At 75.6% G+C, this 23,490-nt stretch carries 23 protein-coding genes; 9 read left to right on the top strand and 14 right to left on the bottom strand.

Annotated features, from left to right (window positions below):
- Positions 1-80: 80 nt before the first annotated feature.
- The gene (locus KVT14_RS10595) at positions 81-1,448 is read right to left on the bottom strand and encodes a S1C family serine protease (protein WP_217615627.1); all 1,368 of its coding nucleotides are present in this window, start codon (positions 1,446-1,448) and stop codon (positions 81-83) included.
- Between the two features lie 246 nt (positions 1,449-1,694).
- Positions 1,695-2,918, bottom strand: coding sequence for an amidohydrolase (locus KVT14_RS10590; RefSeq protein ID WP_217615626.1), 1,224 nt, complete (start codon positions 2,916-2,918; stop codon positions 1,695-1,697).
- A gap of 107 nt (positions 2,919-3,025) precedes the next feature.
- Here KVT14_RS10590 and KVT14_RS10585 point away from each other — a divergent pair, with 107 nt between their 5' ends.
- Positions 3,026-4,027, top strand: coding sequence for a ketopantoate reductase family protein (locus KVT14_RS10585; protein ID WP_217615625.1), 1,002 nt, complete (start codon positions 3,026-3,028; stop codon positions 4,025-4,027).
- A gap of 190 nt (positions 4,028-4,217) precedes the next feature.
- Positions 4,218-4,595: an RNA-binding S4 domain-containing protein gene (locus KVT14_RS10580; RefSeq protein WP_217615641.1), complete on the top strand. Its 378-nt coding sequence runs from the start codon at positions 4,218-4,220 to the stop codon at positions 4,593-4,595.
- A gap of 135 nt (positions 4,596-4,730) precedes the next feature.
- On the opposite strand, the gene KVT14_RS10575 is transcribed toward KVT14_RS10580, so the two are convergent.
- Positions 4,731-5,624, bottom strand: coding sequence for a DUF72 domain-containing protein (locus KVT14_RS10575; RefSeq protein ID WP_217615624.1), 894 nt, complete (start codon positions 5,622-5,624; stop codon positions 4,731-4,733).
- Between the two features lie 121 nt (positions 5,625-5,745).
- Between KVT14_RS10575 and KVT14_RS10570 the strand changes: the two genes are divergently transcribed.
- Positions 5,746-7,209 carry an MFS transporter gene (locus KVT14_RS10570; RefSeq protein WP_308161015.1) on the top strand — a complete coding sequence of 488 codons (1,464 nt, stop codon included), beginning with the start codon at positions 5,746-5,748 and terminating at the stop codon, positions 7,207-7,209.
- Entirely contained in the window at positions 7,206-8,174 is a 969-nt protein-coding gene (locus KVT14_RS10565; RefSeq protein ID WP_217615623.1) for an alpha/beta hydrolase, read from the top strand. Before KVT14_RS10570 ends, KVT14_RS10565 begins: the two co-directional genes overlap by 4 nt.
- A 5-nt stretch (positions 8,175-8,179) precedes the next feature.
- Here KVT14_RS10565 and KVT14_RS10560 read toward each other — a convergent pair whose 3' ends face one another.
- Genes KVT14_RS10560 through KVT14_RS10550 form a run of 3 tightly spaced genes read right to left on the bottom strand, consistent with a single transcriptional unit; the run spans position 8,180 to position 9,385 of the window.
- Complete coding sequence (locus KVT14_RS10560) at positions 8,180-8,512, bottom strand: type II toxin-antitoxin system PemK/MazF family toxin (RefSeq protein WP_217615622.1); 333 nt, start codon at positions 8,510-8,512, stop codon at positions 8,180-8,182.
- Entirely contained in the window at positions 8,509-8,754 is a 246-nt protein-coding gene (locus tag KVT14_RS10555) for a CopG family transcriptional regulator (protein WP_147793943.1), read from the bottom strand. Before KVT14_RS10555 ends, KVT14_RS10560 begins: the two co-directional genes overlap by 4 nt.
- Before the next feature lie 34 nt (positions 8,755-8,788).
- Positions 8,789-9,385, bottom strand: coding sequence for a TetR/AcrR family transcriptional regulator (locus tag KVT14_RS10550; protein ID WP_217615621.1), 597 nt, complete (start codon positions 9,383-9,385; stop codon positions 8,789-8,791).
- A gap of 98 nt (positions 9,386-9,483) precedes the next feature.
- Here KVT14_RS10550 and KVT14_RS10545 point away from each other — a divergent pair, with 98 nt between their 5' ends.
- The 4 genes from KVT14_RS10545 to mtnN all read left to right on the top strand — a co-directional run bounded on the left by KVT14_RS10545 (position 9,484) and on the right by mtnN (position 12,640).
- Positions 9,484-10,317: an alpha/beta fold hydrolase gene (locus KVT14_RS10545; RefSeq protein ID WP_217615620.1), complete on the top strand. Its 834-nt coding sequence runs from the start codon at positions 9,484-9,486 to the stop codon at positions 10,315-10,317.
- Positions 10,318-10,388: 71 nt separating this feature from the next.
- Complete coding sequence (locus KVT14_RS10540) at positions 10,389-11,330, top strand: DNA-3-methyladenine glycosylase (protein WP_217615619.1); 942 nt, start codon at positions 10,389-10,391, stop codon at positions 11,328-11,330.
- Between the two features lie 114 nt (positions 11,331-11,444).
- Positions 11,445-11,897 carry an S-ribosylhomocysteine lyase gene (locus tag KVT14_RS10535; RefSeq protein WP_217615638.1) on the top strand — a complete coding sequence of 151 codons (453 nt, stop codon included), beginning with the start codon at positions 11,445-11,447 and terminating at the stop codon, positions 11,895-11,897.
- The gene (gene mtnN / locus KVT14_RS10530; RefSeq protein ID WP_308161014.1) at positions 11,894-12,640 is read left to right on the top strand and encodes a 5'-methylthioadenosine/S-adenosylhomocysteine nucleosidase; all 747 of its coding nucleotides are present in this window, start codon (positions 11,894-11,896) and stop codon (positions 12,638-12,640) included. The genes KVT14_RS10535 and mtnN overlap by 4 nt, the downstream gene beginning before the upstream one ends.
- 38 nt (positions 12,641-12,678) lie before the next feature.
- On the opposite strand, the gene KVT14_RS10525 is transcribed toward mtnN, so the two are convergent.
- From KVT14_RS10525 to KVT14_RS10505, 5 genes are all read right to left on the bottom strand, one after another.
- On the bottom strand, positions 12,679-14,313 hold the full coding sequence (locus KVT14_RS10525) for a sensor domain-containing diguanylate cyclase (protein ID WP_217615618.1): 1,635 nt from the start codon (positions 14,311-14,313) through the stop codon (positions 12,679-12,681).
- A gap of 127 nt (positions 14,314-14,440) precedes the next feature.
- Complete coding sequence (locus tag KVT14_RS10520; protein WP_217615617.1) at positions 14,441-16,207, bottom strand: beta-galactosidase family protein; 1,767 nt, start codon at positions 16,205-16,207, stop codon at positions 14,441-14,443.
- Positions 16,208-16,349: 142 nt separating this feature from the next.
- Positions 16,350-17,666: a sugar ABC transporter substrate-binding protein gene (locus tag KVT14_RS10515; protein ID WP_147793949.1), complete on the bottom strand. Its 1,317-nt coding sequence runs from the start codon at positions 17,664-17,666 to the stop codon at positions 16,350-16,352.
- A gap of 55 nt (positions 17,667-17,721) precedes the next feature.
- Entirely contained in the window at positions 17,722-18,645 is a 924-nt protein-coding gene (locus KVT14_RS10510) for a carbohydrate ABC transporter permease (RefSeq protein WP_147793950.1), read from the bottom strand.
- 2 nt (positions 18,646-18,647) lie between these two features.
- On the bottom strand, positions 18,648-19,550 hold the full coding sequence (locus tag KVT14_RS10505) for a sugar ABC transporter permease (RefSeq protein ID WP_308161017.1): 903 nt from the start codon (positions 19,548-19,550) through the stop codon (positions 18,648-18,650).
- Between the two features lie 206 nt (positions 19,551-19,756).
- On the opposite strand from KVT14_RS10505, the gene KVT14_RS10500 reads away from it, so the two are divergent.
- On the top strand, positions 19,757-20,779 hold the full coding sequence (locus tag KVT14_RS10500; RefSeq protein ID WP_217615616.1) for a LacI family DNA-binding transcriptional regulator: 1,023 nt from the start codon (positions 19,757-19,759) through the stop codon (positions 20,777-20,779).
- A 43-nt stretch (positions 20,780-20,822) separates the two neighbouring features.
- Here KVT14_RS10500 and KVT14_RS10495 read toward each other — a convergent pair whose 3' ends face one another.
- The 3 genes from KVT14_RS10495 to KVT14_RS10485 all read right to left on the bottom strand — a co-directional run bounded on the left by KVT14_RS10495 (position 20,823) and on the right by KVT14_RS10485 (position 23,464).
- Complete coding sequence (locus KVT14_RS10495; RefSeq protein ID WP_217615615.1) at positions 20,823-21,752, bottom strand: universal stress protein; 930 nt, start codon at positions 21,750-21,752, stop codon at positions 20,823-20,825.
- A gap of 111 nt (positions 21,753-21,863) precedes the next feature.
- Positions 21,864-22,670 (bottom strand): M15 family metallopeptidase, encoded by an 807-nt coding sequence (locus KVT14_RS10490; protein ID WP_217615614.1) that lies wholly within the window; start codon positions 22,668-22,670, stop codon positions 21,864-21,866.
- Complete coding sequence (locus tag KVT14_RS10485; protein WP_254630740.1) at positions 22,667-23,464, bottom strand: endonuclease/exonuclease/phosphatase family protein; 798 nt, start codon at positions 23,462-23,464, stop codon at positions 22,667-22,669. The genes KVT14_RS10490 and KVT14_RS10485 overlap by 4 nt, the downstream gene beginning before the upstream one ends.
- Positions 23,465-23,490 lie beyond the last annotated feature (26 nt).

Below are 23,490 nucleotides of genomic sequence, written 5' to 3'. Positions count from 1 at the left end.
GAGCCGCGGGACAGCGCGCGGACGCGACGACGCCCGGCCTCCGCAGGGAGAGGCCGGGCGCGCCGGCGGGCCGACGGCGGTCAGTCCGCCGGGCCCGCGATGAGGGTGACGGTCGCCGTCTGCGCGGTGCCGTCGGCGGCGGTCCAGGTCAGCGTGACCTGGTCGCCGGGGGCGTGCGCCGCGAGCGCCGCGCTCAGGGCGTCGCCGTCCGCCACGGCGGTCCCGTCGACCGCGGTGATCGTGTCGCCCGCCGCGAGGCCGGCCTGCGCCGCCGGGGTGCCGTCGATCACGCCCGCGACGGTCGCGCCCGCGCCGGTCGAGCCCGTCGCCCCGCCGAGGCCGCCCAGACCCGGGACGGTCGTGGTGGCGCCGGTCGCCAGCTGCACGCCGAGGAACGCCGGGTAGCCGAGCGTGATCGTGTCGGAGTCGTGGCCCGCGACGATCTGCGTCGCCACGTCGAGGGCGTCGTCGATCGGGATGGCGAAGCCGGTGATGTCCGACGAGCCGGAGGACGCGGCGGTCGTGATGCCGACGACCTCGCCCTGGTCGTCCAGCAGCGCGCCGCCGGAGTCGCCCGAGACCACGTCCGCGTCCACCTGGATCAGCCCGGTCAGCGACTCGCCGGACGAGACGCCCTCGGCCTGGGTGGTGATCGACTGGTCGAGCGCGGTGACGGTGCCGTCCGCCGCGAGCAGCACGCCGCCGCCCTCGGCGTTGCCGACCGCCGTGACCGCGTCGCCCACCGCGAGGTCGCCGTCGGAGTCGAGCGTGGCGGTGGTCAGGCCGGACGCGCCCTGGAGCTGGAGGACGGCGACGTCGGCGGTCGCGTCGGTGCCGACCACCTGGGCGGCGTAGGTCTCGCCGGTGGTGCCGATCGTCACGGTGATCTCGGTCGCGCCCTCGACGACGTGGTTGTTCGTCAGCACGAGGCCGTCGGAGGTGAGCACGACCCCGCTGCCCGCGGCCTCGGCGGACTGGTAGCCGAGCACCGTGTCGATCAGCACCACGCCCTGCTGCTGGGCCTCGGTGGCGGTGCTGGTGTCGAGGGTGCCGGTCCCGGTCGAGGCCGAGCCGGACGAGGAGCCGGGGAGGCCGGTCGACGGGGCGGAGCCGCCGTACCCGGAGCCGGAGGACGAGCCGCCCTGCGACCCCGTCGAGCCGCTCCACCCGCCGAGGCCGGACGCGGAGCCGTCGCGGCCCGCCGAGGCGGTGAGCCCGGTGCCGGCCGTGCTCGCGGGCCAGCCGAGCGCGACCGCCGACCCGCCGAGGACCAGGGCCCCGGCGACGGCGACGGCGCCCGAGGCGACCAGCCCGACGGCGGTGCGGCGTCGTCGGGAGCGGCGCGGGGCGGGCGGGGCGGCGGGGTCAGCGGGGTACGCGGCGTCGCCGGGGTACGCAGCGGGCTGCTGCGGGTCGGTCGGCTGGGCGGCCTGGTCGTGCTGGTCCATGAGGACACCTCCTGCGGGGCGCCGCTGTGGCGCCGACGGGAGCAAGAGAACGCGCCGATCCCGGAAGGTCGCTGAACCCTCCCTGAGCGCCGCCCATGAACCTCCGCCGGCCCGCGAGGAAGTCACCACCGCGTGAGGTCGTCACACAGCCGTGAGGTCGTCACTCGTTCGTGACGACCTCACCGCGTTGTGACGACCTCACCGCCGACGGCCTGCAGCCGACGAGCGGGGGCGGGACGCCCCACGTCAGGCGGTGAAGCGCTCCGACCGCTCCACCACGTGGGCGGTCTGCGTCGCGTCGTCCCAGGTGTAGACCGTGCGGCCCTCGATGAGGACGTGCTCGGCACGGGCGTGCACGTCCAGCGGGTCGCCCGACCAGATGACCACGTCGCCGTCGCGGCCCGGCTCCAGCGCGCCGACCTGGTCGTCGAGGCCGAGGAACGACGCCGGGTTGACGGTCAGCGCCTCCAGGGCGGTCTCCCGCGGCAGGCCGTCCTTCACCGCGAGCGTCGCCTGGTGCACCAGGAAGTTGATCGGCACCACCGGGTGGTCCGTCGTGATCGCGACGCGGACGCCGGCCTTCGCGAGCGCGGCCAGGTTGGCGATCGCGCGGTCCCGGAGCTCGACCTTCGACCGCGAGGTGAGCATCGGGCCGAAGATCACGGGGATGTCCCGCTCGGCGATGACGTCGGCGATCTTGTGGCCCTCCGTGCCGTGGTTCAGCACGAGCCGGTAGCCGAACTCGTCGGCCAGCCGGATGGCGGTCACCAGGTCGTCGTGCCGGTGCGCGTGCTGGTCCCAGGCGAGCTCGCCGTCGAGCACCCGCGCCAGCGTCTCCAGGCCGAGGTCGACCTTGAACGGCTCGCCCTTGGCCTCGGCGGCGGCGCGCGCGGCGCGGTAGTGCTGGGCGTCGGTGAACGCCTGCCGGATGATCAGCGCGGTGCCGAGCCGGGTCGACGGCGTCTGCTTCTTCTCCGCGTACACCCGCTTGGGGTTCTCGCCGAGCGCCGACTTCACGGAGACGGCGGCCTTGATGACCTGCTCGTCGATGGTGCGGCCGCCCCAGGACTTGATCGCGACCGACTGGCCGCCGATCGGGTTGCCCGAGCCCGGCTTCACGACGACCGACGTGACGCCGCCGGACAGCGCGTCGCGGAAGCCCTCGTCGTCGATGTTGACCGCGTCGATCGCCCGGACGGCCGCCATGTTGGGGCCGGTCATCTCGTTGGTGTCGTTGCCCGCGACGCCCTCGCCCTCCTCGTGGATGCCCACGTGGCCGTGCGCCTCGACGAAGCCCGGCAGCACCCAGCGGCCGGTCGCGTCGATCACGGTCGCGCCCTCGGGGACGGCGACGTCGGCGCCGACGGCCTCGATGCGGCCGTCGCGGATGAGGACGGTGCCGCCGTCGATCGGGTCGGAGGAGACGGGGACGACATGGCCGCCGGTGATGGCGACGACAGAGGAGGTCATGATCTCCACCGTACGTCGGCGTCCGGGCCGGCTCGCACCCGTGACCCGGGCGTCCGGCGACCGGCCTGGCACGCCGCGAGCGCCCCGCGTGTGGCACGGTGGCACGCGTGCGATACGTGATCATCGGCGCCGGCGCGGTCGGCGGGACCATCGGCGGGCTGCTGGCGGAGGCGGGGCGCGAGGTCGTGCTCGTCGCCCGCGGCGCCCACCTCGACGCGCTGCGGGCGGACGGCCTGCACCTCACGACCCCGGCCGGCGCCCGGGTGGTCCGGGCCGCGACGGCCGCCGGGCCGGAGGACGTCGAGCTGCGCCCCGGCGACGTGCTCGTGCTCGCCGTGAAGGGCCAGGACACCGCCGCGACGACGGCGCAGTGGGCGGGCCGCCCCGTCGCCGGCGGTCGGACCGCGGGCGAGGACCTGCTGCTGGTGTGCGCGCAGAACGGGGTCGACAACGAGCGCACCGCGCTGCGCCGGTTCGCCCGGGTGGCCGGCATGTGCGTGTGGCTGCCCGCGACGTTCCTCGAGCCGGGCCGGGTGTCGGCGGCCGGCAGCCCGGTGACCGGCGTGCTCACGGTGGGCTCGTTCCCCGGCGGGGACGCCGACCCGGACCTGGCCGCCGTCAGCGCGGACCTGGAGGCGGTCGGGTTCCGCGCGCCGGTCGTGCGGGACGTCATGGCCTGGAAGTACGCCAAGCTGCTGAGCAACCTGGGCAACGCCGTCGAGGCGCTGTGCGGCCCGGTGCGGGAGCCGGCCGCGAAGGAGCTGCTGACCGCGACGGTCGCCGAGGCGCGCGCGGTGCTCGCGGCGGCGGGCATCGAGCCGACCTCCCCCGAGGAGGAGGCCGCCGCCCGCGGCGACTTCACGCTGGTGGAGCTGCCGGGCGTCACCCGGCGCGGCGGGTCGTCCTGGCAGAGCCTGGTGCGCGGCGCCGGGTCGATCGAGGCGGCGTACCTGAACGGCGAGATCGTGCTGCTCGGCCGGCTGCACGAGGTCGCGACGCCGCTGAACGCGGCCCTGCTGCGGCTGGCCGAGGCCGCCGCGGCAGCCGGCGAGCAGCCGGGCGGGCACGACGCGGCCGAGATCCTCGGCGCCGCCCGGGCCGCGGCCTGACCGGAGCGGCGACGTGCTGAGCGACGAGCGGGCGGACGGCGGCGGACCCGGCCGCGACACCCCGGCGGCCGAGGCCGCGCGCGGGGGCGCCTCCGGCGCGTCGGGCCTCCCCGGCGCGGACGCCCTCGCCGCGGGCGCGGGTGCACCCGGTGCCGGCGCAGCGGGCTCCCCCGCACCCGCCGCCAAGCCGCTGCCCGCCGGGCCGCCGTCCACGCGCGTCGACCGCTGGGTGTGGGCGGTCCGGCTCACCAAGACCCGCGCCGCGGCGGCGACCGCGTGCCGCGCCGGCCACGTGCGGGTCAACGGCGAGCGCGCCAAGCCGGCCACGTCCGTCAAGGTCGGTGACGAGATCCGGGTCCGCGGCGAGGGTCCCGAGCGGATCGTCGAGGTCGCGCACGTCCTGGAGCGCCGCGTCGGCGCCGAGCCCGCCGCCCGGTGCTACGTCGACCGTACCCCGGCGCCCCCGCCCCCGGAGCAGGTGGCCGTGGCGGCGCAGCGCGACCGCGGCGCGGGCCGGCCGACCAAGCGCGAGCGCCGCGAGATCGACCGCCTCCGCGGCCGCGGCTGACCCGGAGCCCGCGCACGGCCGGCCACAGCCGCGTGAATGGATCCGTTCGGGCGGACACGCCCGGGCGTGTCCGGGCGAACGGATCCATTCGCGCGACACAGCCCGCCCGCGTCGGCTCGCCCGGGTCGGCCCCGGTCAGGCCGGGGTGACCAGCGGTCCCACGCCCAGGCGCGCCGCCAGGGCCATCGCGTCGACCGGGGCGCGCACCTTGGTGTCGTTGTCGAAGTACACGAACACGTCCCGCCCCTGCGGCGCCGCCGCGGCTGCCGGGCCCAGCCGGTGCGCGTCCTCCGGCTCCCCTCCCGCGGCCCACGCGCGCACCCGCGCGGCCCAGCGGTCGAGCGCCGGGGCGTCGTAGCCCGAGACGTACAGCTCGGAGTCGCCGTGCAGCCGCACGTAGACCAGGTCGGACGTGACGTCCTCCAGGTACGGCCACCGCCCGGCGGTGTCGGCCACCACGAGACCGATCCCGTGCTCCCGCAGCAGCGCCGGGAACTCGGGCGTCTCGAACGACGCGTGCCGCACCTCCAGCACGTGCCGCAGCGGCCGGTCGGCGTCGGTGGTGGTGAACGCCCGGTCGTCGAGCCGCTCGTCGTGCCGCCCGGCCAGCTCCGCCGCGGCGGCGGTCGTCCGCGGCAGCAGGTCGAAGAACCGCGCCAGCCGGTCGGGGTCGTAGCCGAGGGTCGGCGGGAGCTGCCACAGCACCGGCCCGAGCGCCGGGCCCAGCGCGAGCACCCCGGAGGCGAAGAAGTTGGCCAGCGGCACCTCGACGTCGGCGAGCTTCTTCATGTGCGTGACGAACCGGCCGCCCTTCACCGAGAACACGAAGTCCTCCGGCACCTCGGCGCGCCACGCCTGGTACGACTCCGGTCGCTGGAGCGCGTAGAAGGAGCCGTTGATCTCGATGGTGCCCAGGTGGCGGGAGGCGTGCTCGAGCTCGCGGCGCTGCGGCAGCCCCTTCGGGTAGAACACCCCGCGCCAGGGCGCGTACCGCCAGCCCGAGATGCCGATCCGGACGGTGGAGGTCATGGCCGGACCGTAGGCAGGGACCGCGCGGGCGGCAACGCGGACGGGTGACGCCGGCGCCCGCGTCACGGCCCGTTCAGCCGTTCGACACGCGCGGGACGCCCGATGACGGTATGCCTGGCGGGTGCACGCCGACCCCGCCCCGCTGCCGCCGACGCCGGCCGGGCCCCCGACGCCCGCCGGCCCCGCGACGCCCGGCCCCGCCGCCGCCCCGCCGAGCCCCGCGCCCGGCGCGCGCGGCCGCATCGTCGCCTGGTCCCTGTGGGACTGGGGCTCCGCGGCCTTCAACGCCGTCATCACGACGTTCGTGTTCACGCGCTGGCTGACCAGCGACGCGTTCGTCGACCCGGCCGTGGTCGCGGAGGGCGGCGACGCGCTCGACGCCGCGCTGGCCCGGCACTCGACCTGGCTCGGCTGGGGCCTGACGGCCGCCGGGGTGCTCATCGCGCTGCTGGCGCCGCTGACCGGCACCCGCGCGGACGGCTCGGGGCGCCGGCGGCGGAACCTGGCGGTCCAGACCGCGGTCACGGTGGCGCTGTGCGCCGCCATGGCGCTGGTCCGGCCCGACCCGGACTCGCTCACCGCGAACCTCCTGCTCGGCATCGCGCTGCTCGCGACCGCGAACCTCACGTTCGAGCTGGCGAGCGTGCACTACAACGCGCTGCTCCCCCGGGTCGCGACGCCCGCGACCCTCGGCCGGGTCAGCGGCCTCGGCTGGGGCGCGGGCTACCTGGGCGGCATCGTGCTGCTGCTCGTGCTGTTCGTGGGGTTCATCAACCCGGAGGTCGGCTGGTTCGGGGTGACCGGGGAGGGCGGTGTGAACATCCGCGTCGCGGTGCTGGTGTCGGCGCTGTGGTTCGGCGCCTTCGCGATCCCGGTGCTCGTGGCGGTGCCGGACGACCCCGCGGAGGCCGCCGCGGCGCGCCGCCGGCCCGGCGTCCTCGAGGCCTACCGCCGGATCGTCGCCGACGTGCGCGACCTGTGGCGGACGTCCCGCAGCACCGTGTGGTTCCTGCTCGCGAGCGCGGTGTACCGCGACGGGCTCGCGGGCGTGTTCACCTTCGGCGCCGTCATCGCGTCCGGCACGTTCGGGTTCTCCGCGAGCGAGGTCGTGGTGTTCGCGATCGCCGCCAACGTGGTCGCCGGGATCTCGACGCTCGCGGCCGGCGCCCTGGACGACCGCGTCGGTCCCCGCGTGCTCATCGTCGTCTCGCTGGTCGGGCTGTTGGTGGCGGGCGTCGCCACGTTCGCGCTCGCCGGCGCCGGTGCCTCCGCGTTCTGGGTGTGCGGCCTGCTGCTGTGCGTCTTCGTCGGCCCGGCGCAGTCGGCGAGCCGCTCGCTGCTGACCCGGATCGCGCCGCCGGGGCGCGAGAGCCAGATCTTCGGGCTGTACGCGACCACCGGCCGCGCGGCGAGCTTCCTCGCGCCGTTCGCGTTCTCGACCGCCGTGGCCGTCGCGGGCTCGCAGCGGTGGGGCATCCTGGGCATCGTGCTCGTCATCGCGATCGGCCTGGCCGCGCTGCTGCCGCTGCGCCTGGCCGCGGCCCGGCCCGGGGCGCGCGCGTCGACCGACGGGAGCCCCGCGTGACCGGCTGGCGCCCCGACCCGCTCGGGCCGGGCTGGGAGCAGCGCACCCTCCCGCTGTCGGGGACGGAACCCGACCTGGTGGCGACCGTCGTGCGCCGGACCCCGGAGCCCGGCTCGACCCCCGGGGGCAGCGCCGTGCTGCACGTGCACGGGTTCAACGACTACTTCTTCCAGACCCACCTCGCCGACGCGTTCGCCGCGGCGGGCCACACGTTCTACGCGCTCGACCTGCGCCGGTGCGGCCGGTCCTGGCGCGAGGGCCAGGTGCCGCACTACGTCGACGACCTCGCCGAGTACCGCGCCGACCTCGGCCTGGCCGCCCGGCTGCTGCGCGACGAGCTCGGCCACGACCGGCTGACGGTGCACGGTCACTCGACCGGCGGGCTCACGGCCGCGCTGTGGGCGGACAGCCCCGGCGGCCGCGCGGCGGTCGACGCGCTGGTGCTCAACAGCCCGTGGTTCGACCTGAACTCGCGGTGGTTCCACCGCGTGGTGTCGACCTGGGTGCTGGACAGCCTGGGACCGGTCGACCGGATGCGCGTGCTCGCCGACGGGCCGTCCGCCTACTCGTGGCACCTGCACTCCGCCCACGGCGGGCGGTGGGAGTACGACCGGTCGCTCAAGCCCGCCGAGGGCTTCCCGGTGCGGGCGGGCTGGCTGCGCGCGGTGCGCCGGGGCCAGGCGCGGCTGGGCCGCGGGCTGCGGATCGACGCCCCCGTCCTGGTCGCCACCGCGGCGGAGTCCGGGCCGAACTCCCGGTCGAACCCGCTGCTCGACGCCCAGGACACCGTGCTCGACGTGCAGCAGATCTGGGCGCGCGCGCCGCGGCTGGGCGAGGACGTCACGCTCGTGACGATCCCGGGCGGCATCCACGACCTCGCGCTGTCCGCCGACGGCCCGCGGGCGGAGTACCTGCGGGCGGTCACGGAGTTCCTCGCGCGGGTGCAGGGCGACCGCGCGGCCTGACCCGCTCAGATGCCGGTGACGAGGCGGATGCCGGCCGCCACCGCGTTCGCCAGGTAGGCCGGGAGGTGGCCGGTCGGGAACGGCTCGAGGAACTCGCGCGACACCGGGCCGACCGCGACGCTGTCCCGGTCGAGGCCGCTCGCGGCGCCGGGGACCAGCACGTTGCCCGGGAACACCTCCAGTGCCAGGTTCGACGTGAGGGGCACCACCAGCACCGTCCCGATCTCGGTCGCGAGCAGCCAGTCGTCCTGCACGACCACGGCGGGACGGACCGTGCCCGGCTCGCTGCCCCTCGGCTGACCGACGTCGACCCACACCACGTCGGAGCGGGCGATCACCACTCGGTCCCCTCCAGCACCGCCCGCTCCGACGCGCGGAGGAACGCGCCGTCGCCGGCCGGCTGCCCGGCGCGCGCGATGGCCGCGTTGGCGAGGGCGGTGAGCTCGCTCGTCCCCTCGAGCTCGTCCGCGAGGCGGCGTCCCGCGAGGCGGTAGAACTCGGAGCGGTTCATCCCGTGCCGCGCCGCGACGCGCTCGAACCGCTCGAAGTCAGGATCCGGTACGGAGATCGCGGTCTTCATGGCCCCGAGTATCACCGGTCATACCAGCCCGGCGTCAGCCCCGCAGCCCCGCCGCGTCGATCAGCGTCGCCGCCGCCGCCCGCGCCTGCACCGCCGCCTCGGGCGTGCCGGCGATCGCCGCGGTGGTCTGCGCGCCCTCGGCGAGGATCGCGAGCTGCGCCGCGAGCGCGGGCCCCCCGCCGGCGTCGGCGACGAGGCCCGCGACGTACTCCTGGAACCCCGCCTTGTGCGCGCGGACGATCTCGGCGACCTCGGGCGAGCACCCGCCGAGCTCGCCGAACGAGTTGATGAAGATGCAGCCGTGGAAGTCGGTCTCGCCGAACCACGCGGCCAGGTGGTCGTAGACGGCGAGCAGCCGCTCGCGCGGGCCCGGCGCCGCGTCGACGGCGGCCTGCACGCCGCGCTCCCACTGCGCTCCGCGGCGGCGCAGCACCTCGGCGACGATCGCGTCCTTCCCGCCGAACAGCGCGTAGAGCCGCTTCATCGGGACGCCGGCCTCGGCGCGCAGCTCGTCCATGCCGACGGCCTGGATGCCGCGCCGGTAGTAGAGCCGGTCCGCGGCGGCGAGCACCCGCTCGCGCAGCTCGTCGGCGGACGGCGCCGGACGGGCCGCCTCCTGCACCTGGTTCATGGCCGCTCCTCGGGGGGTTGCGCGGAAAACGCTCGTTCTCTAGTGTAGGCGACATCGCGGAGAACGACCGTTCTCCGACGTCAGGGAGAGGGCTGACCATGCCGTACATCACCGTGGGCACCGAGAACACCACGTCGATCGACCTCTACTACGAGGACCACGGGACGGGGCAGCCCGTCGTCCTCATCCACGGCTACCCGCTCGACGGCCACTCGTGGGAGAAGCAGTCGGCCGCCCTGCTCGACGCCGGGTACCGCGTCATCACCTACGACCGCCGCGGGTTCGGGCAGTCGAGCCAGCCCACCACGGGCTACGACTACGACACGTTCGCCGCCGACCTGAAGACGGTGCTCGACACCCTGGACCTGCGCGACGCGGTCCTCGTCGGGTTCTCGATGGGCACCGGCGAGGTCGGCCGGTACCTGGGCAGCTACGGCTCGGAGCGGGTCGCGAAGGCCGTGTTCCTGGCGTCGCTCGAGCCGTTCCTGCTGCAGACCGACGACAACCCGACGGGCGTCCCGGGCGAGGTGTTCGACGGGATCGTCGAGGCCGTGACCGCGGACCGGTACGCGTACTTCACCAGCTTCTACGCCGACTTCTACAACACCGACGAGAACCTGGCGTCGCGGCTGTCGGAGGAGGCGCTGCGGCACTCCTGGGACGTCGCCGCCGGCTCGTCCTGGTTCGCGTCCAGCGCGGTGGTCCCCGCCTGGCTGACCGACTTCCGCGGCGACCTGCCGAAGGTCGACGTGCCGACGCTGATCGTGCACGGCACCGCGGACCGGATCCTGCCGATCGACGCCACCGGCCGCCCGTTCCACGCGGCGCTGCCGCAGGCCGAGTACGTCGAGATCGAGGGGGCGCCGCACGGCATGCTCTGGACGCACGCCGCCGAGGTGACCGAGGTCCTGCTCGACTTCCTCAAGCGCTGACCCCGCGTACCCGCGACGGCGCCGACCGGGCCCACGAGGCCCGTGTCGGCGCCGTCCGGCATGCTGGAGGGGTGCAGCACCCCGGCGGCCCCGAGACCCGCGGGTACGTCCCGGACGGCCCGCTCGACGTCCGGCTCACGCTGATGCTGGTGCGCCGCGGCGGCCTCGACCCCGCGCTCCGGATCGAGCGCGACGGCACCGTCTGGCACGCGCTGCGCACCGCCGACGGCCCCGCCACGCTGCATCTGCGCCCCGGGCCCGGCGGGGTCGCGGCGGCCGCCTGGGGACCCGGCGCGGCCCGCGCGCTCGCCGGCCTGCCGGACCTGCTGGGCGCCCGGGACGACCCGCGCACGTTCGACCCCGTCGGCCACCTCGCGCTCGCCGCGGCGCACCACCGGCTGCGCGGCCTGCGGATCCCCCGCACGGGCGATGTGCTGGGCGCCCTGGTGCCCGCGGTGCTGGAGCAGCGCGTCGTCACGGTCGACGCGCACCACGCCTGGCGCTGGCTGCTGCTCCGGCACGGCGAGGTCCCGCCCGGGCCGGCACCCGCGGGCATGCGGGTGCCCCCGGACGCCCTCGGCTGGCGCCGGGTCCCGGTGTGGGACTGGCGGCGGGCCGGGGTGGACGACCAGCGGTCCTCGACGATCCTCCGCGCCGCCGCGGTCGCGCGCCGGCTGCAGGAGGTGCTGGACGTCGCCCCGGACGCGCCCGGCGCCGCCGCGGAGGTCCGGCGGCGGCTCGCCACCGTCCCCGGGATCGGCGTGTGGACGGTCGCGGAGACCACCCGGCGCGCGCTCGGCGACGCGGACGCCGTGTCGGTCGGGGACCTGCACCTGCCCCGGCTCGTCGGCACGGCGATCGCGGGGCGGCGGGTCGAGCAGGAGGAGGTGCTCGACGTGCTCGCCCCCTGGGCCCCGCACCGGGGACGGGTCGTGCGGCTGCTCGAGCTCACGGACCGGTCGCGCTCCCCCCGCACCCGGCCGCGGCCCCGGCGCGCGGTCCGCCCGGCCTGACCCGCGACACCTGCGTCCGGCCCTCGCGCCCGGAATACCGCGCGCCCCGCGACCGCTGCACAATGTTCCCGTCCGCCCGCTGCACCCCGAGGGAGTCCCGTGAACCAGCCCCGCATGAACGTCGAGTCGTTCAACCTCGACCACCGGACGGTGGCCGCGCCGTACATCCGGCTGGCCGACACGAAGGTGCTCCCGGCGGGCGACGTGATCAGCAAGTACGACATCCGGTTCGCCCAGCCCAACAAGGCGCACCTGGAGATGCCGGTCGTGCACTCGCTGGAGCACCTGTTCGCCGAGCACTCGCGCAACCACAGCGACCGGGTGATCGACTTCTCCCCGATGGGCTGCCAGACGGGGTTCTACCTGATCCTGCAGGGCGAGTGGGCCGAGGAGGACGTGCAGGCCCTGGTCGCCGACACGCTCCAGGACATCACCACCGCCGGCGAGGTGCCCGCCGCGAACGAGGTGCAGTGCGGCTGGGGCGCCAACCACACCCTGGAGGGCGCGCAGGGCGCGGCGCGGGAGTTCCTCGCGCACCGCGCCGAGTGGAGCCAGGTGACCGCGTGACGGCGGCGAGCGCCCTCGCGGGCGTCGACGTCGTCGTCTCGGTCGCGATGCCGGACGAGGCGGCGCCGTTCCTGGAGCGCGCCGACGCCGTCGGCGAGCCGGCCACGGTCGGCGGCGCCGAGCACCACGTCCTCACCGTCGCCGGCCGGGACGTGCTGCTCGTCCGCTCCGGGATCGGCCTGGTGAACGCCGCCTCGGCCGCGTCCGCGGCGCTGGTGCTGGTCGCGGCCGCCCGCGGCGGCGCGGCGCCGGCGGCGCTGATCAGCGCGGGCAGCGCCGGCGGCGTCCAGGCGGGCGTGCACGTCGGCGACGTCGTCGTCGGCTCGGAGCACGTGTACACGAACGCCGACGCCCGGGCCTTCGGCTACGCGCTCGGCCAGGTGCCGGGGATGCCGGCGACCTACCACGGCGACCAGGCGCTGCGCGGCGCCGCCCTGGGTGCCGACGCCGGCGACCTCACCGTGCGCGCGGGCCTCATGCTGTCGAGCGACGCGTTCGTCGACGCCAGCCTGGTCGGTCCGGTGCGCGAGCAGTTCCCCGGCGGCCTGTCGACCGACATGGAGACCACCGCGCTCGCCCAGGTGGCGCACGTCTACGGCGTGCCCTTCCTCGCCGTGCGCGGGATCTCGGACCTGTGCGGCCCGGCCGGCGCGGACGACTTCCTCACGCACGTGGACGACGCGGCCGACCGCTCCGCGGCGGTCGTGCTGGCCATGCTCGCCCGGGTGGGCGCGCCCGCCTGACGACGACGACCGGCGCGCCGGGGACTCGAGGATCCGCCTCAGCCCCCGGCGCGCCGGCCGCCCTCGTCGCCGGTCCCGCGGTCGCCCGCCCGGCGCCCGGCCGCGGCGCCGCCGACGGCCCCGCGGCGCTCCCCGACCGTGCGGCGGGCCGCCGCGCCCCGGCGCGCGCCGCCGCGCCCCGGCCGGTCACCGCCGAGCTTGGCGTCGTACATCACCTGGTCCGCGTCGTGCAGCAGCTTCTCGGTCGTGTGCGCCCGGTCCGCCACCGCGGCCCCGACGCTGGCGCTGACCCGCGCCCACGCCCCGCCGACGGGCACCGACACCTGACCCATGTCCTGCACCGCCGCCACCGCGCGCCGCACCGCGGCGGGCGTCCCCGTGACCAGCACCGCGAACTCGTCGCCACCCAGCCGCGCGACGGCCCCCGACGGCGGCACGAGCTCGCGCAGCCGGTCGGCCACGGCGACCAGCACCCGGTCGCCGACGGCGTGCCCGAAGCTGTCGTTCACGGCCTTGAAGTCGTCCAGGTCGACGTACATGACCGCGACGCCGCGGCGCCCGTCGACCCGCCCGGCCAGCGCCTCGTCCACCAGCCGGTGGAAGTGCGACCGGTTGACCAGCCCGGTGAGCGCGTCGTGGTCGACCATGTGGGCCAGTCGCTCCTCGAGCGTCTTCTCCTGGGTCACGTCGACGAGCACGCCGTGCAGCCGCGGGCTGCCGTCGCTGTCCCGGCGGAGGACGGCGTCGTCGCGCACCCACACGTCGTAGCCCTCGCGGTGCCGCAGGCGGTAGGTGATCGACGGCAGCTGGCCGCCCTCGCCGAGGCCCTCGCGCAGCGCCTCCTCGTGGAACCGCATCGCGCGGTCCGACGGGTGGATCGCGCGGGTCCACTCCCCCGCGTCGTCGAGCCACTCCTGGGGTGCGCGGCCGAGCATCCACTCCAGCCGCGGGCTCACGTACTCGAACCGGCCGCCAGGCCCGGGCTCGGCGATGTAGACGACCGCCGGGACGTGCTCGACGAGCAGCCGGTAGTGCAGCTCGGCGGCGGCGAGCTCGTCGGCCAGGCGCTTGCGCTCGGTGATGTCCTGGACCATGCCGATGGCGTAGTCCGGCCGCCCGTCGGCGTCCCGCACCAGCGAGACGGTCAGGTCCACCCAGAGGGTCGTGCCGTCCTTGCGGACGAACCGCTTCTGCATGGCGAAGCCGTCGGCCTCGCCGTCGCCGTCCACCATCGCGCGGAACAGCCGGTCGTTCTCGGCCTGGTCCTCGGCGACGGTGTAGTCCGCGAACGGCATCGTCGCGAACTCCTCGGTCGAGTAGCCGAGCAGCTGCCGCAGGGTGTCGTTCGTCAGCGGGGTGCGGCCGTCGAGCTGCACGAGGCCGATGCCGACCGGCGCCGCCTCGATGAGCGTCTCGAGCTGCCGCAGCCGCTGGGACTGCCGCGCCAGCAGCGCGGGCAGGTCCTCGGGGGCCGGCGCGCCGCCCGCCTCCACACGGCGCCGGCGGCGCGGCAGCCCCGGGACCCGCCCGGCGCCCTCCGCCGCGGACGCGGGCGACCGGGGCGTGAGGCCGTCGAGCGGGAACGAGCCGTCCCGGGTCAGCGCCGCCAGGGCCCCGCGCAGCACCCGGGCGCCCTCGTCGGCCTCCCACTCCTGCTGCCCTGCGCCGTCCACGTCCCGATCCTCGCTGTTCCACGCGCCGCCCCGGCGAACGTGCCGGGGACCTGCTCGTGTCATCGGCGTCCTCGCAGGTCATCTGAGGCGCCGACCGGGTGGACCGCGATGGCGGGCGGGTGACTTCTCAGACCTCCGAGGAGCCGAGGTCGGGACCGGGGACGAACGTCACCCGCGCCTCCGCGGCGCCGTGCAGCTCGAGGACCACGAGCTCGTTGCCGGCGGCGCGCAGCAGCGGCCCGGGCACGTACAGCGTCGCGGTCGGGCCCGCGCTCCAGTACCGGCCGAGCAGGAAGCCGTTCACCCAGACCAGGCCCTTGCCCCAGCCGTCCGTGCGCAGGAAGTGGTCGGCGCCCGCGACGGTGTCGAAGGTGCCGCGGAGGAACGCCGGACCGGCGACCGGCACCACGGCGTCGACGGCGGGCGCGGCGGCCAGCAGGTCGGCCAGCGCCGGCTCGACGCCGTCCAGGCGCAGCGGCGTCACCGCCCAGTCGGTCACCTCGCGGGTCGCCGTGCGCGCGGGCCCGATCAGCCCCTTCGGCTCGCCGATCCGCGGGCCGTAGTTGACGCGGCCCTGGTCCTCGACCAGCAGGGTGAGCTCGCCGGCCCGGGCGGGCAGCGCGAGCGTGCGGCTGTGCTCGGTGCGGCTCAGGACGCCGACCGGCTCGCCGTCGAGCGCGACCAGCGCGCGGTCCCGGACCTCGGCGAGCGTGAGCGCGCGGTCGTCCGCGGTGACCCGGGTGCGGTACAGCGTGAACCCGGTCCAGTGGCCGAGCTCGTCGGTGGTCGGCAGGTGGTCCCACGCCGCGGGCTCGCCGAGCACGGGCAGCGCCGCGGCGAACGGGACCCGGCGGTCGAGGTCGACCGCGAGCTCCGGTGCCGGCGCAGGGTCGGCGGGCAGCTCCTCCGGCACTGGTGCGTACCGGGAGATGACCTCGCGCATCGCGTGCCACTTGGCGGTGACCGCGCCGTGCTCCGCGAGCGGGGCGTCGTAGTCGTACGACGTGGTGATCGGCTGGTACGTGTGCTTGTCGTTCGCGCCGCCGGTGAACCCGAAGTTGGTGCCGCCGTGGAACATGTAGAGGTTCACGGACGCGCCCAGCGCCAGCAGGTCGTCCAGGTCCTGCGCGTTCATCTCGGCCGGCGCCACGTGGTGCGGCTGGCCCCACCAGTCGAACCAGCCGTCCCAGAACTCCATGCACATGAGCGGGCCGGTCGGCTGGTGCCGGCGGAGCAGCTCGAGGCGCTCCTTGGCGCGGGTGCCGAAGGTGACCGTGCGGTGCAGCTCCGGGACGCTGCCGCGGGCCTGCATCTCGTCGTCGGCCTGGTCGCAGCTCAGCAGCGGGACCTCGATCCCGCGCTCCCGGTTCATCGCGATCAGCGCGCGCAGGTAGTCGTGGTCGTCGCCGTAGGCGCCGTACTCGTTCTCCACCTGGACCGCGATCACGGGCCCGCCGCGGGTGACCTGGCGCTCGGCGACGAGCGGGAGCAGCTGGTCGTAGTACTGCGCGATGGCGGCGAGGTAGCGCGGCTCGTGCCGGCGGACGCCGACCTCCGGGTCCGCGAGCAGCCACGCGGGCAGACCGCCGTTGTCCCACTCGGCGCAGATGTACGGGCCGGGGCGCACGATCGCGTGCATCCCCTCGGCGGCGACCAGGTCGAGGAACCGGCCCAGGTCGCGCGGGCCGTCGAGGTCGAACCGCCCGCGCTCGGGGGCGTGGAAGTTCCACGCCACGTAGGTCTCGATGGTGTTGAGCCCCATCAGCCGGGCCTTGCGGATGCGGTCCGCCCACTGCTCGGGGTGCACCCGGAAGTAGTGCAGCGCACCGGAGACCACCTGGTGCGGGCGGCCGTCGAGCAGGAAGTCGGTGTCGCCGATCTCGAACGTGGGCATGCTGGGCGGTGCTCCCGGGGTGTCGTGGGTGGGGCGCGGTGGCCGGGCGGGGCGGTGGCCGGGCGGGGCGGTGGCCGGGCGGCGGCCGGTGCCGGGCCGGCGGCGGGCGTCGTGCGCCGCGCCGCCGGCCCGGCGGAGGGCGTCAGTCGACCGTGAAGCCCTGCTCGTTGCCGTACGCGACCGACTTGTCCTGCCAGTCGAGCAGGCCGTCCTGCAGCGTCGTCCCCGACACGTAGGCCTGGCCGGCCGTGTCGTTGAAGATGCTGTTCGCGTAGACCTGGAACGGCAGGTACTGCCAGCCCTCGGCCACGTCGGCCGCGGACTGCGCGAGGACCTCGTTGGCCTTCTGACCGCCGAAGTACGGGAACTCCTTGTTGAGGAACTCGTCCGACTCGAGGTCGGCGACGGTGGCCGGGAAGGCGCCCGCGTCGATCCGGGTCTGCACGCCGTCGCCGGCGGTCGCGTACTGCAGGAACTCGTAGGCGAGCTCGGCGTTCTGCGTGCCCGCCGGGATCGACAGGCCGGAGCCGCCGTTCTCGGCCGTCACGGAGTCGCCGGCCTCCCACTGCGGCATGGGCGCGACGCGCCAGTCGCCGGACGCCTGCGCGACGCCGGACTCCAGGTTGGCGGGCATCCACGCGCCGACGACGAGGGTGGCGAGGGTGCCGTTGCCGAGGCCCTGGTACCACTCGTCGGTCCAGCCGCTGATGTCGGAGAGCAGGCCCTCGTCGATCATCTGCTGCCACAGGTCGGTGTACTTCTGCGTGCCCTCGTCGGTGAAGTCGATGGTCACGTCCGTGCCGTCGACCGTGTACGGGTGCCCGCCGGCCTGCCAGATCATCGAGGTCGCCGAGCCGGCGTCGCCGGTGTCGGAGGCGATGTAGACGCTCGGGTCGGCGGCGTGCAGGGCCCGCGCGGCCGCCAGGTACTCGTCCCACGTGGTCGGCACGGCGACGCCGAGCCGGTCGAAGACGGCCTTGTTGTAGAACAGCGCCATCGGGCCCGAGTCCATCGGCAGGTTGTAGATGCCGTCGCCCTGGTGCACCGCGTTCCACGGCCCGGGGCTGAAGGTGCCGTCCAGGTCGTCGGCGCCGTACTCGGTGAGGTCGAGCAGCGACTCGCCGATCGCGAACTGCGGCACGGCGTAGTACTCGATCTGCGCGACGTCCGGGACGCCCGAGCCGGCCGCGATCGCGTTCTGCAGCGCGGTGTACTGGTCGTTGCCGGTGCCGGCGTTGACCAGGTCGACCGTCACGTCGGGGTGGTCGGCCTGGAAGTCGGCGACCACGTCCGTCAGCGAGGTCTCCCACGCCCAGATGGTGAGCGTCGTCGAGCCGCCGCCCGAGGCGTCGTCCGAGCCGCCGCCGTCGCCGCCGGAGCTGCAGGCGGCGAGGCCGAGGGAGAGCGCGCCGGCCAGCGCGACGGTGCGCACCAGCGTCCGGCGGGTACGTGCGGTCATGGGGTGTCCTTCCACGTCGTCGTGAGATGGGTGGTGCTGGGTCGTGCGGGAGGGGTCATTCCTTGACGGAGCCGGACGCGAGGCCCGACTGCCAGAACCGCTGCAGCAGCAGGAACGCGGCGATGAGCGGCACGATCGTGAGGACGGAGCCCGTGATCACGAGGTTGAAGATCGCCTGGCCGCCCGAGGTCGCCGCCTGGGCGTTCCACGAGTTCAGGCCGACCGTGAGCGGGTACCAGTCCGGGTCCTTGAGCATGATCAGCGGCAGGAAGTAGTTGTTCCAGGTCGCGACCATCGTGAACAGCAGCACCGTGACGATGCCCGGGCCGAGCAGCGGCAGGCAGATCTGCGCGAACGTGCGCACCTCGCTGGCGCCGTCGACGCGGGCGGCCTCCAGCAGCTCGGTCGGGATCGCCTCGGCCGCGAACGTCCACATGAGGTAGAGGCCGAACGGCGAGATCAGCGACGGGATGATGACGGCCCACGGGGTGTTGGTCAGGCCCATCTGGCTGAACATGAGGAACGTCGGCACGGCGAGCGCGGTTCCGGGCACCGCGACCGCCCCGATCACGATCGCGAACACGGCGCGCTTGCCCGGGAACGTGAACTTGGCCAGGCCGTAGCCGCCGAGCACGGCCAGGGCGGTGGCGCCGCCGGCGCCGACGACCACGTAGAGCAGCGTGTTGCCGAGCCAGCGGACGAAGATGCCGTCGTTGTAGGTGAGCGTGTCGGCGATGTTCTGGAACAGGGAGAAGTCGCCGGCGAACCACAGGCCGAACGAGCCGAACAGGTCCTCCTGCGCCTTGGTCGCGTTGATGACCAGCCAGGCCAGCGGGACGACCGCGTACAGGCCGACGACGGTGGTGAGCACCGTGAGCAGGACGCTGCGGCGGGGCCTGTCGACGCTGTGGCCCCGGCGGGTGCGGAGCTTCGGGCCGGCCACGGGACGGGCCGGCGTGGGGGCGGTGGTGGTCGTCATGGTCACGCCTCCTTCCGCATGCCGCGGAGCTGGACGGCGTAGGCGACGACCATCGTGACGACGCCCATGATGATCGCGACGGTGGCCGAGTAGTTGTACTGCTGGCCGGAGAAGGACAGCGAGTAGGCGTACATGTTCGGCGTGAAGCTCGTCGTGATCGCGTTGGGCGCGAGCTTCTGCAGGATGCTCGGCTCGTTGAACAGCTGGAACGAGCCGATGATCGAGAAGATCGTCGCGATGACCAGGGCGCCGCGGATCGCGGGGAGCTTGATCGCGCGGATCACCCGCCACTGCCCCGCCCCGTCGATGGCCGCGGCCTCGTAGAGCGAGGCCGGCACCACCCGGAGCGCCGAGTAGAAGATCAGCATGTTGTAGCCCACGAAGCTCCAGGTCACGATGTTGCCGATCGACAGGAGGACCAGGTCGGGCGACAGCGGGTTGGGCAGCGAGACCCCGAACGCGTCGTTGATGTTCCCGACCAGGCCGAACCGGGTGCCGTACATGAAGCCCCACATGAGCGTGGCGACCACGGCGGGCACCGCGTACGGCATGAAGATCGAGATGCGGAAGAAGCTCTTGCCGTAGAGCCGGCCGCTGTCGATCGCGAGCGCCACCAGCAGCGCGATGCCGAGCATGATCGGCACCTGCACCGCGAGGAACAGGGTCACGCGCCCGAGCGCCGACCAGAACGCCGGGTCGGCGAACGCGCGCTGGTAGTTCTCGACGCCGACGAAGGCGTTGCCCCCGACGAGCTGCTTGCGGAACAGGCTGAGGTAGATCGAGTACGCGATGGGCGCGAGGAACACCAGCGCGAACACGGCCATGAACGGGCCGACGAAGCCCCAGCCGGTCCACCGGCCGCGGCGGGCCGGACGGCGTCCGGACCGGGCCGGGAGGTCCGCCACGACGGGCGGGGGGACGGTCTGCGTCACGACGAGCCACTCCTTCGGGGTCGTTGCGCGTCCGATGTTGACGTCAACATCCGGTGCGCCCGCTCACGGTGCCACGGCGTCGCCGCGTGCGTCAACGGGAGCGGCGTCCTCGAAGGTCACGAAATGGTGACGTCACCATTTCGTCGATGGTGACGTGAACACGCGCTAGGGTCTGCGGCATGACCGTCGCCGCGCGCGGCCGCCCGGGCCCGTCGATCGCCGACGTCGCGCAGCTCGCCGGCGTCTCCTCGCAGACCGTCTCGCGCGTGTCGACCGGCGCGGAGAACGTCCGGCCGGAGACCCGCGAGCGGGTGCTCGCGGCGATGGACGAGCTCGGGTACTCCCCCAACCACGCGGCGCGCGCGCTGCGGTACGGCTCGTTCGGCACCCTCGGCCTGATCGCGCACCGCCTGGCCCGCACCGGCGAGTCCCGCACGGTCGAGGCCGTCGTCGAGGCCGCGCGGGCCGAGGGGTACACCGTGAGCCTGGTCGACGTGCGCACCCCGGGGTCGGCCGACGTCACCGACGCCGTGGCCCGGCTGTCGCACCAGTCGATCGACGGCCTGGTCATCATCCGGGCCGAGACCGCCACCCCGGTCACGCTCGCGCTGCCGCCGCGGATGCCGGTCGCGGTCTCCGACTCGCGGTTCGTCGGGCACCACCCGGCGGTCGGCGCGGACCAGGTCACCGGCACGCACCTCGCCGTGCAGCACCTGCTCGACCTCGGGCACCGCACCGTGCACCACGTGGCGGGCCCGGAGGACTCGGCGCCCGCGCAGATGCGCGCCGCCGCGTGGCGCGAGCACCTGGTCGGCTCCGGGCGCCCCGTCCCGGAGGTGCTGGTCGGCGACTGGACGGCGCGGTCCGGCTACGAGCTGGGGCGGCGGCTGGCCGACGACCCCGACGCCACCGCGGTGTTCTGCGCCAACGACGAGATGGCCGCCGGCGTCGTCCGCGCGCTCTACGAGCGCGGGCGCCGGGTGCCGGACGACCTGTCCGTCGTCGGGTTCGACGACATCCCGCTCGCCGAGTTCCTCTGGCCGCCGCTCACCACCGTGCAGCAGGACTTCCACCAGATCGGCAGCCGCCTCATCGACCTGCTGGTCCGGCAGATCCGGGACCGCGAGACGCTGACAGACTCGCGGATCGTGGTGCCCACCCGGCTCGTGGTGCGGGCGAGCACGGGCGCGCCGCGGGCCTGAGCCGGCGCGTCCCCCGCGCCGCCGGGTCCGCCCCCGCGGGCCGTCAGGCCGACGCCGTCGCGCGCTCCGGCCGCGGCGGGCGGGACTCCGGCACCGCCTCCGCGCTGCGCGTGACGAGCACCGGGCACTCGGCGCGCTGCACCACCGGGCGGCTGGTCGAACCCAGCACCAGGCTGGCGAACCCGCCGCGCCCGCGCGTGCCCACCACCAGCAGGCTCGCGTGCCGCGAGCGCCGCACCAGCGCCTGCGCCGGCCGCCCCTCGGCCAGGTCGAACGCCACCTCGACGTCCCGCCGGGACGCCGCCCACGACCGGCCGCGCTCCAGCACGCGCTCCGCCTCCTCGAGCGCCACCTCGCCGGGCGAGCGCTGGGGGTAGGTGAACGCCCAGTACGCCGGGCTGGTCGTCTCAACCGCCGTGGTCCACGCCGTCACGACGCTCACGCCGGTGCCGAGGTGGGCCGCCTGGTCGCACCCGGCCTCGAGCGCGCGGAACGAGCCCGGGGACCCGTCGAAGCCGACCAGCACCGGGTCGCGGCCCGCGCCGGCGTGCGCGGACGCGGGCACCACCACCACCGGGCACCGCGCCCGGTGCAGCACACCGGTCGCGGCCGAGCCGATCAGGGCGTTCACCACGCCCGCGCCGCGCCGGCCGACCACGACCAGCCGGGCGTCGGCGGCCCGCTCGACCAGCACCCGCGCGGGCGGGCCGTGCCGCACCTCGGCCCGGGCGTCCACGCCGGGGGCCGCCTCGACGGCGATCCGCGCGCCCTCCTCGGCGACCTGCCGCACCTGCTCCTGGACCTCGCGACCGAGCCAGGACTCGCCGGCCCCGCCGCCCTCGCGGCCCGCGAAGCCCCAGACGTGCACCACGTCGAGCGCCCAGCCGCGACTCGCCGCCTGCGTGGCGGCCCACCGGACCGCCGCGGCCGACTCGACCGACGTGTCGTAGCCGACGACCACCCTGTCGTCCATCTCCCGCACCTCCGTCCAGCTGACGCCGGATCCGTCCACCATGCGCCTCGACGCCCCGGACACGCCAGGCCCTTGGTCCCTCGGGCGAGGCCGCCCGGGCGCGCGCGCAGGTCAGCGGCCGGTGGTCGAGAAGTGCTGGTAGTCGATCGGCGACGACCAGTCCCCGCCCCACCGCCAGCCGTGCGCCGCGAACGCGCGCACCACCGCGTCGTCCGCGTGCACCACGCCCGGGGCGTCGGGTCGCGACGCGTACGGGACGCCCTCCGGCGGGAGCACCAGCGACCCCCGCACGTACGGGTTCTCGACCGGGTTCAGGTCGATCGCCCGGCCGTAGGCGTGCTCGGACCAGCCGGTGCCCCGGCTGATCGGCCGGCAGTTGAACGCCGAGGTGTTGTCCGCCGCCATCGAGGCGTCGTCGTCGCCGCCGAAGTCGTCGACCAGCCGCATCGAGGCGACCGGGTAGCCCAGGGCGAACAGCTCGCCGAACACCGCTACCACGCTGTCCGCGACGTCCGCGTGCACGACGAGCTCCCCCGTCGCCGTCGCGCCGTCGAACCCGCGGTAGGTGACCGTGACGTACCGCAGGTCGGCCAGCGGCACCGGGCAGCCCGCGCGCCAGGAGGACTGCATCCGGGCAGCCAGCTCGGGCGTGATCGGGCCGACGGTGCCCGCGTACCCGAGGGCGTAGGCGTCGGCGGCCACCGCGCCGTGGTCGGCCCACGCGGCGTCGGGGGCGAGGACCGCGGCCGGCTCGGGGTCCGCGGCGCGCGCGGGCTCGGGCGCGGGCTCGGCGGCCTGCGCGGCGGACTCCCCCGCCGGGCTCCGCCCCGGGGACGGCGCCGGGTCCCCGCCCGGCGTGCACGCGGCCGCGGCCAGCAGCAGCACGGCCGCGAGCCCCGCCGGACGTCCCCGCCTCACGACGTCAGCTCCACGTCCACGACCACCGCGAAGTGGTCCGAGGGGTACCGCCCGCCCACGGGCTCGGTCCCCGCGAGCCGGGCCCCGTCCGCGCGCAGCGTCCCGCCGGGGCGGCCGGGCCGGGCGAGCACGTGGTCGATCCGCTGGTCGATCAGCTCGACGACCTCCAGCGGCGCCTCCGGCACGACCGAGCTCAGGGTCGCCGCGGCCGGGTCGCCGCCGCCGAGCGGCCACAGGTCCGCGAGCTGCCGGGTCAGCGCCGCCAGCTGCGGGCCGTCGGGACGCGCGTTGAGGTCGCCGAGCACCAGCACGGGCAGGTCGCCGTCCAGCTCGGCGTCCGCGGCGAGGTCCGCGAGCGCCCAGGCCTGCGCCATCCGGTCCTCGGCGTACCGCAGCTCCCACTCGAGCGTCGCCACCAGGACGTGCAGCGGCCCCGCGGGGTGGTCGAGCGTGGCGTGCAGGACGTGCGCCGGCGGCCCCGGGCGCTGGGTCGCCGGCAGCGGCACGGTCCGGGTCGCGAGCGGGGGCCACCGGGCGACCAGGGCGATGCCCATCTCGACGCCGGCCAGGTCGGGCTCGGGGGCGTCCGGGACCGGCGGCAGCCCGGTCGGCACGAACACCGCGGCGGGCAGGCCGAGGTGGTCCGCGACCAGGTCGGCCTGGGTGCCGTCGGCGTCCCGCCAGGTCTCCACCAGCGCCAGCACGTCGGGGCGGGCGTCCGCGAGCACGCCGAGGACGGCGGGCTCCCGCTCCCGCCACGCGCCCCCGAAGCGCCACCACACGTTCCACGTCATGGCCCGCACGCCGCCAGCGTAGGGAC

Origin of the sequence: Cellulomonas sp. GbtcB1 (assembly GCF_019091725.1) — a bacterium.
In the GTDB taxonomy this organism is placed as follows: domain Bacteria; phylum Actinomycetota; class Actinomycetes; order Actinomycetales; family Cellulomonadaceae; genus Cellulomonas.
The sequence above is the reverse complement of the archived record's forward strand: the minus strand, read 5'-3'. Positions and strand labels throughout refer to the sequence as shown.

Coding starts and splice junctions, on each gene's coding strand:
- KVT14_RS10535 (WP_217615638.1), top strand. CDS start 11,445: ATGAACGTCGAGTCGTTCAACCTCGACCACCGGACGGTGGCCGCGCCG.
- KVT14_RS10500 (WP_217615616.1), top strand. CDS start 19,757: ATGACCGTCGCCGCGCGCGGCCGCCCGGGCCCGTCGATCGCCGACGTC.
- KVT14_RS10495 (WP_217615615.1), bottom strand. CDS start 21,752: ATGGACGACAGGGTGGTCGTCGGCTACGACACGTCGGTCGAGTCGGCC.
- KVT14_RS10555 (WP_147793943.1), bottom strand. CDS start 8,754: ATGAAGACCGCGATCTCCGTACCGGATCCTGACTTCGAGCGGTTCGAG.
- KVT14_RS10590 (WP_217615626.1), bottom strand. CDS start 2,918: ATGACCTCCTCTGTCGTCGCCATCACCGGCGGCCATGTCGTCCCCGTC.
- KVT14_RS10515 (WP_147793949.1), bottom strand. CDS start 17,666: ATGACCGCACGTACCCGCCGGACGCTGGTGCGCACCGTCGCGCTGGCC.
- KVT14_RS10485 (WP_254630740.1), bottom strand. CDS start 23,464: ATGACGTGGAACGTGTGGTGGCGCTTCGGGGGCGCGTGGCGGGAGCGG.
- KVT14_RS10520 (WP_217615617.1), bottom strand. CDS start 16,207: ATGCCCACGTTCGAGATCGGCGACACCGACTTCCTGCTCGACGGCCGC.
- KVT14_RS10510 (WP_147793950.1), bottom strand. CDS start 18,645: ATGACGACCACCACCGCCCCCACGCCGGCCCGTCCCGTGGCCGGCCCG.
- KVT14_RS10550 (WP_217615621.1), bottom strand. CDS start 9,385: ATGAACCAGGTGCAGGAGGCGGCCCGTCCGGCGCCGTCCGCCGACGAG.
- KVT14_RS10575 (WP_217615624.1), bottom strand. CDS start 5,624: ATGACCTCCACCGTCCGGATCGGCATCTCGGGCTGGCGGTACGCGCCC.
- KVT14_RS10595 (WP_217615627.1), bottom strand. CDS start 1,448: ATGGACCAGCACGACCAGGCCGCCCAGCCGACCGACCCGCAGCAGCCC.
- KVT14_RS10545 (WP_217615620.1), top strand. CDS start 9,484: ATGCCGTACATCACCGTGGGCACCGAGAACACCACGTCGATCGACCTC.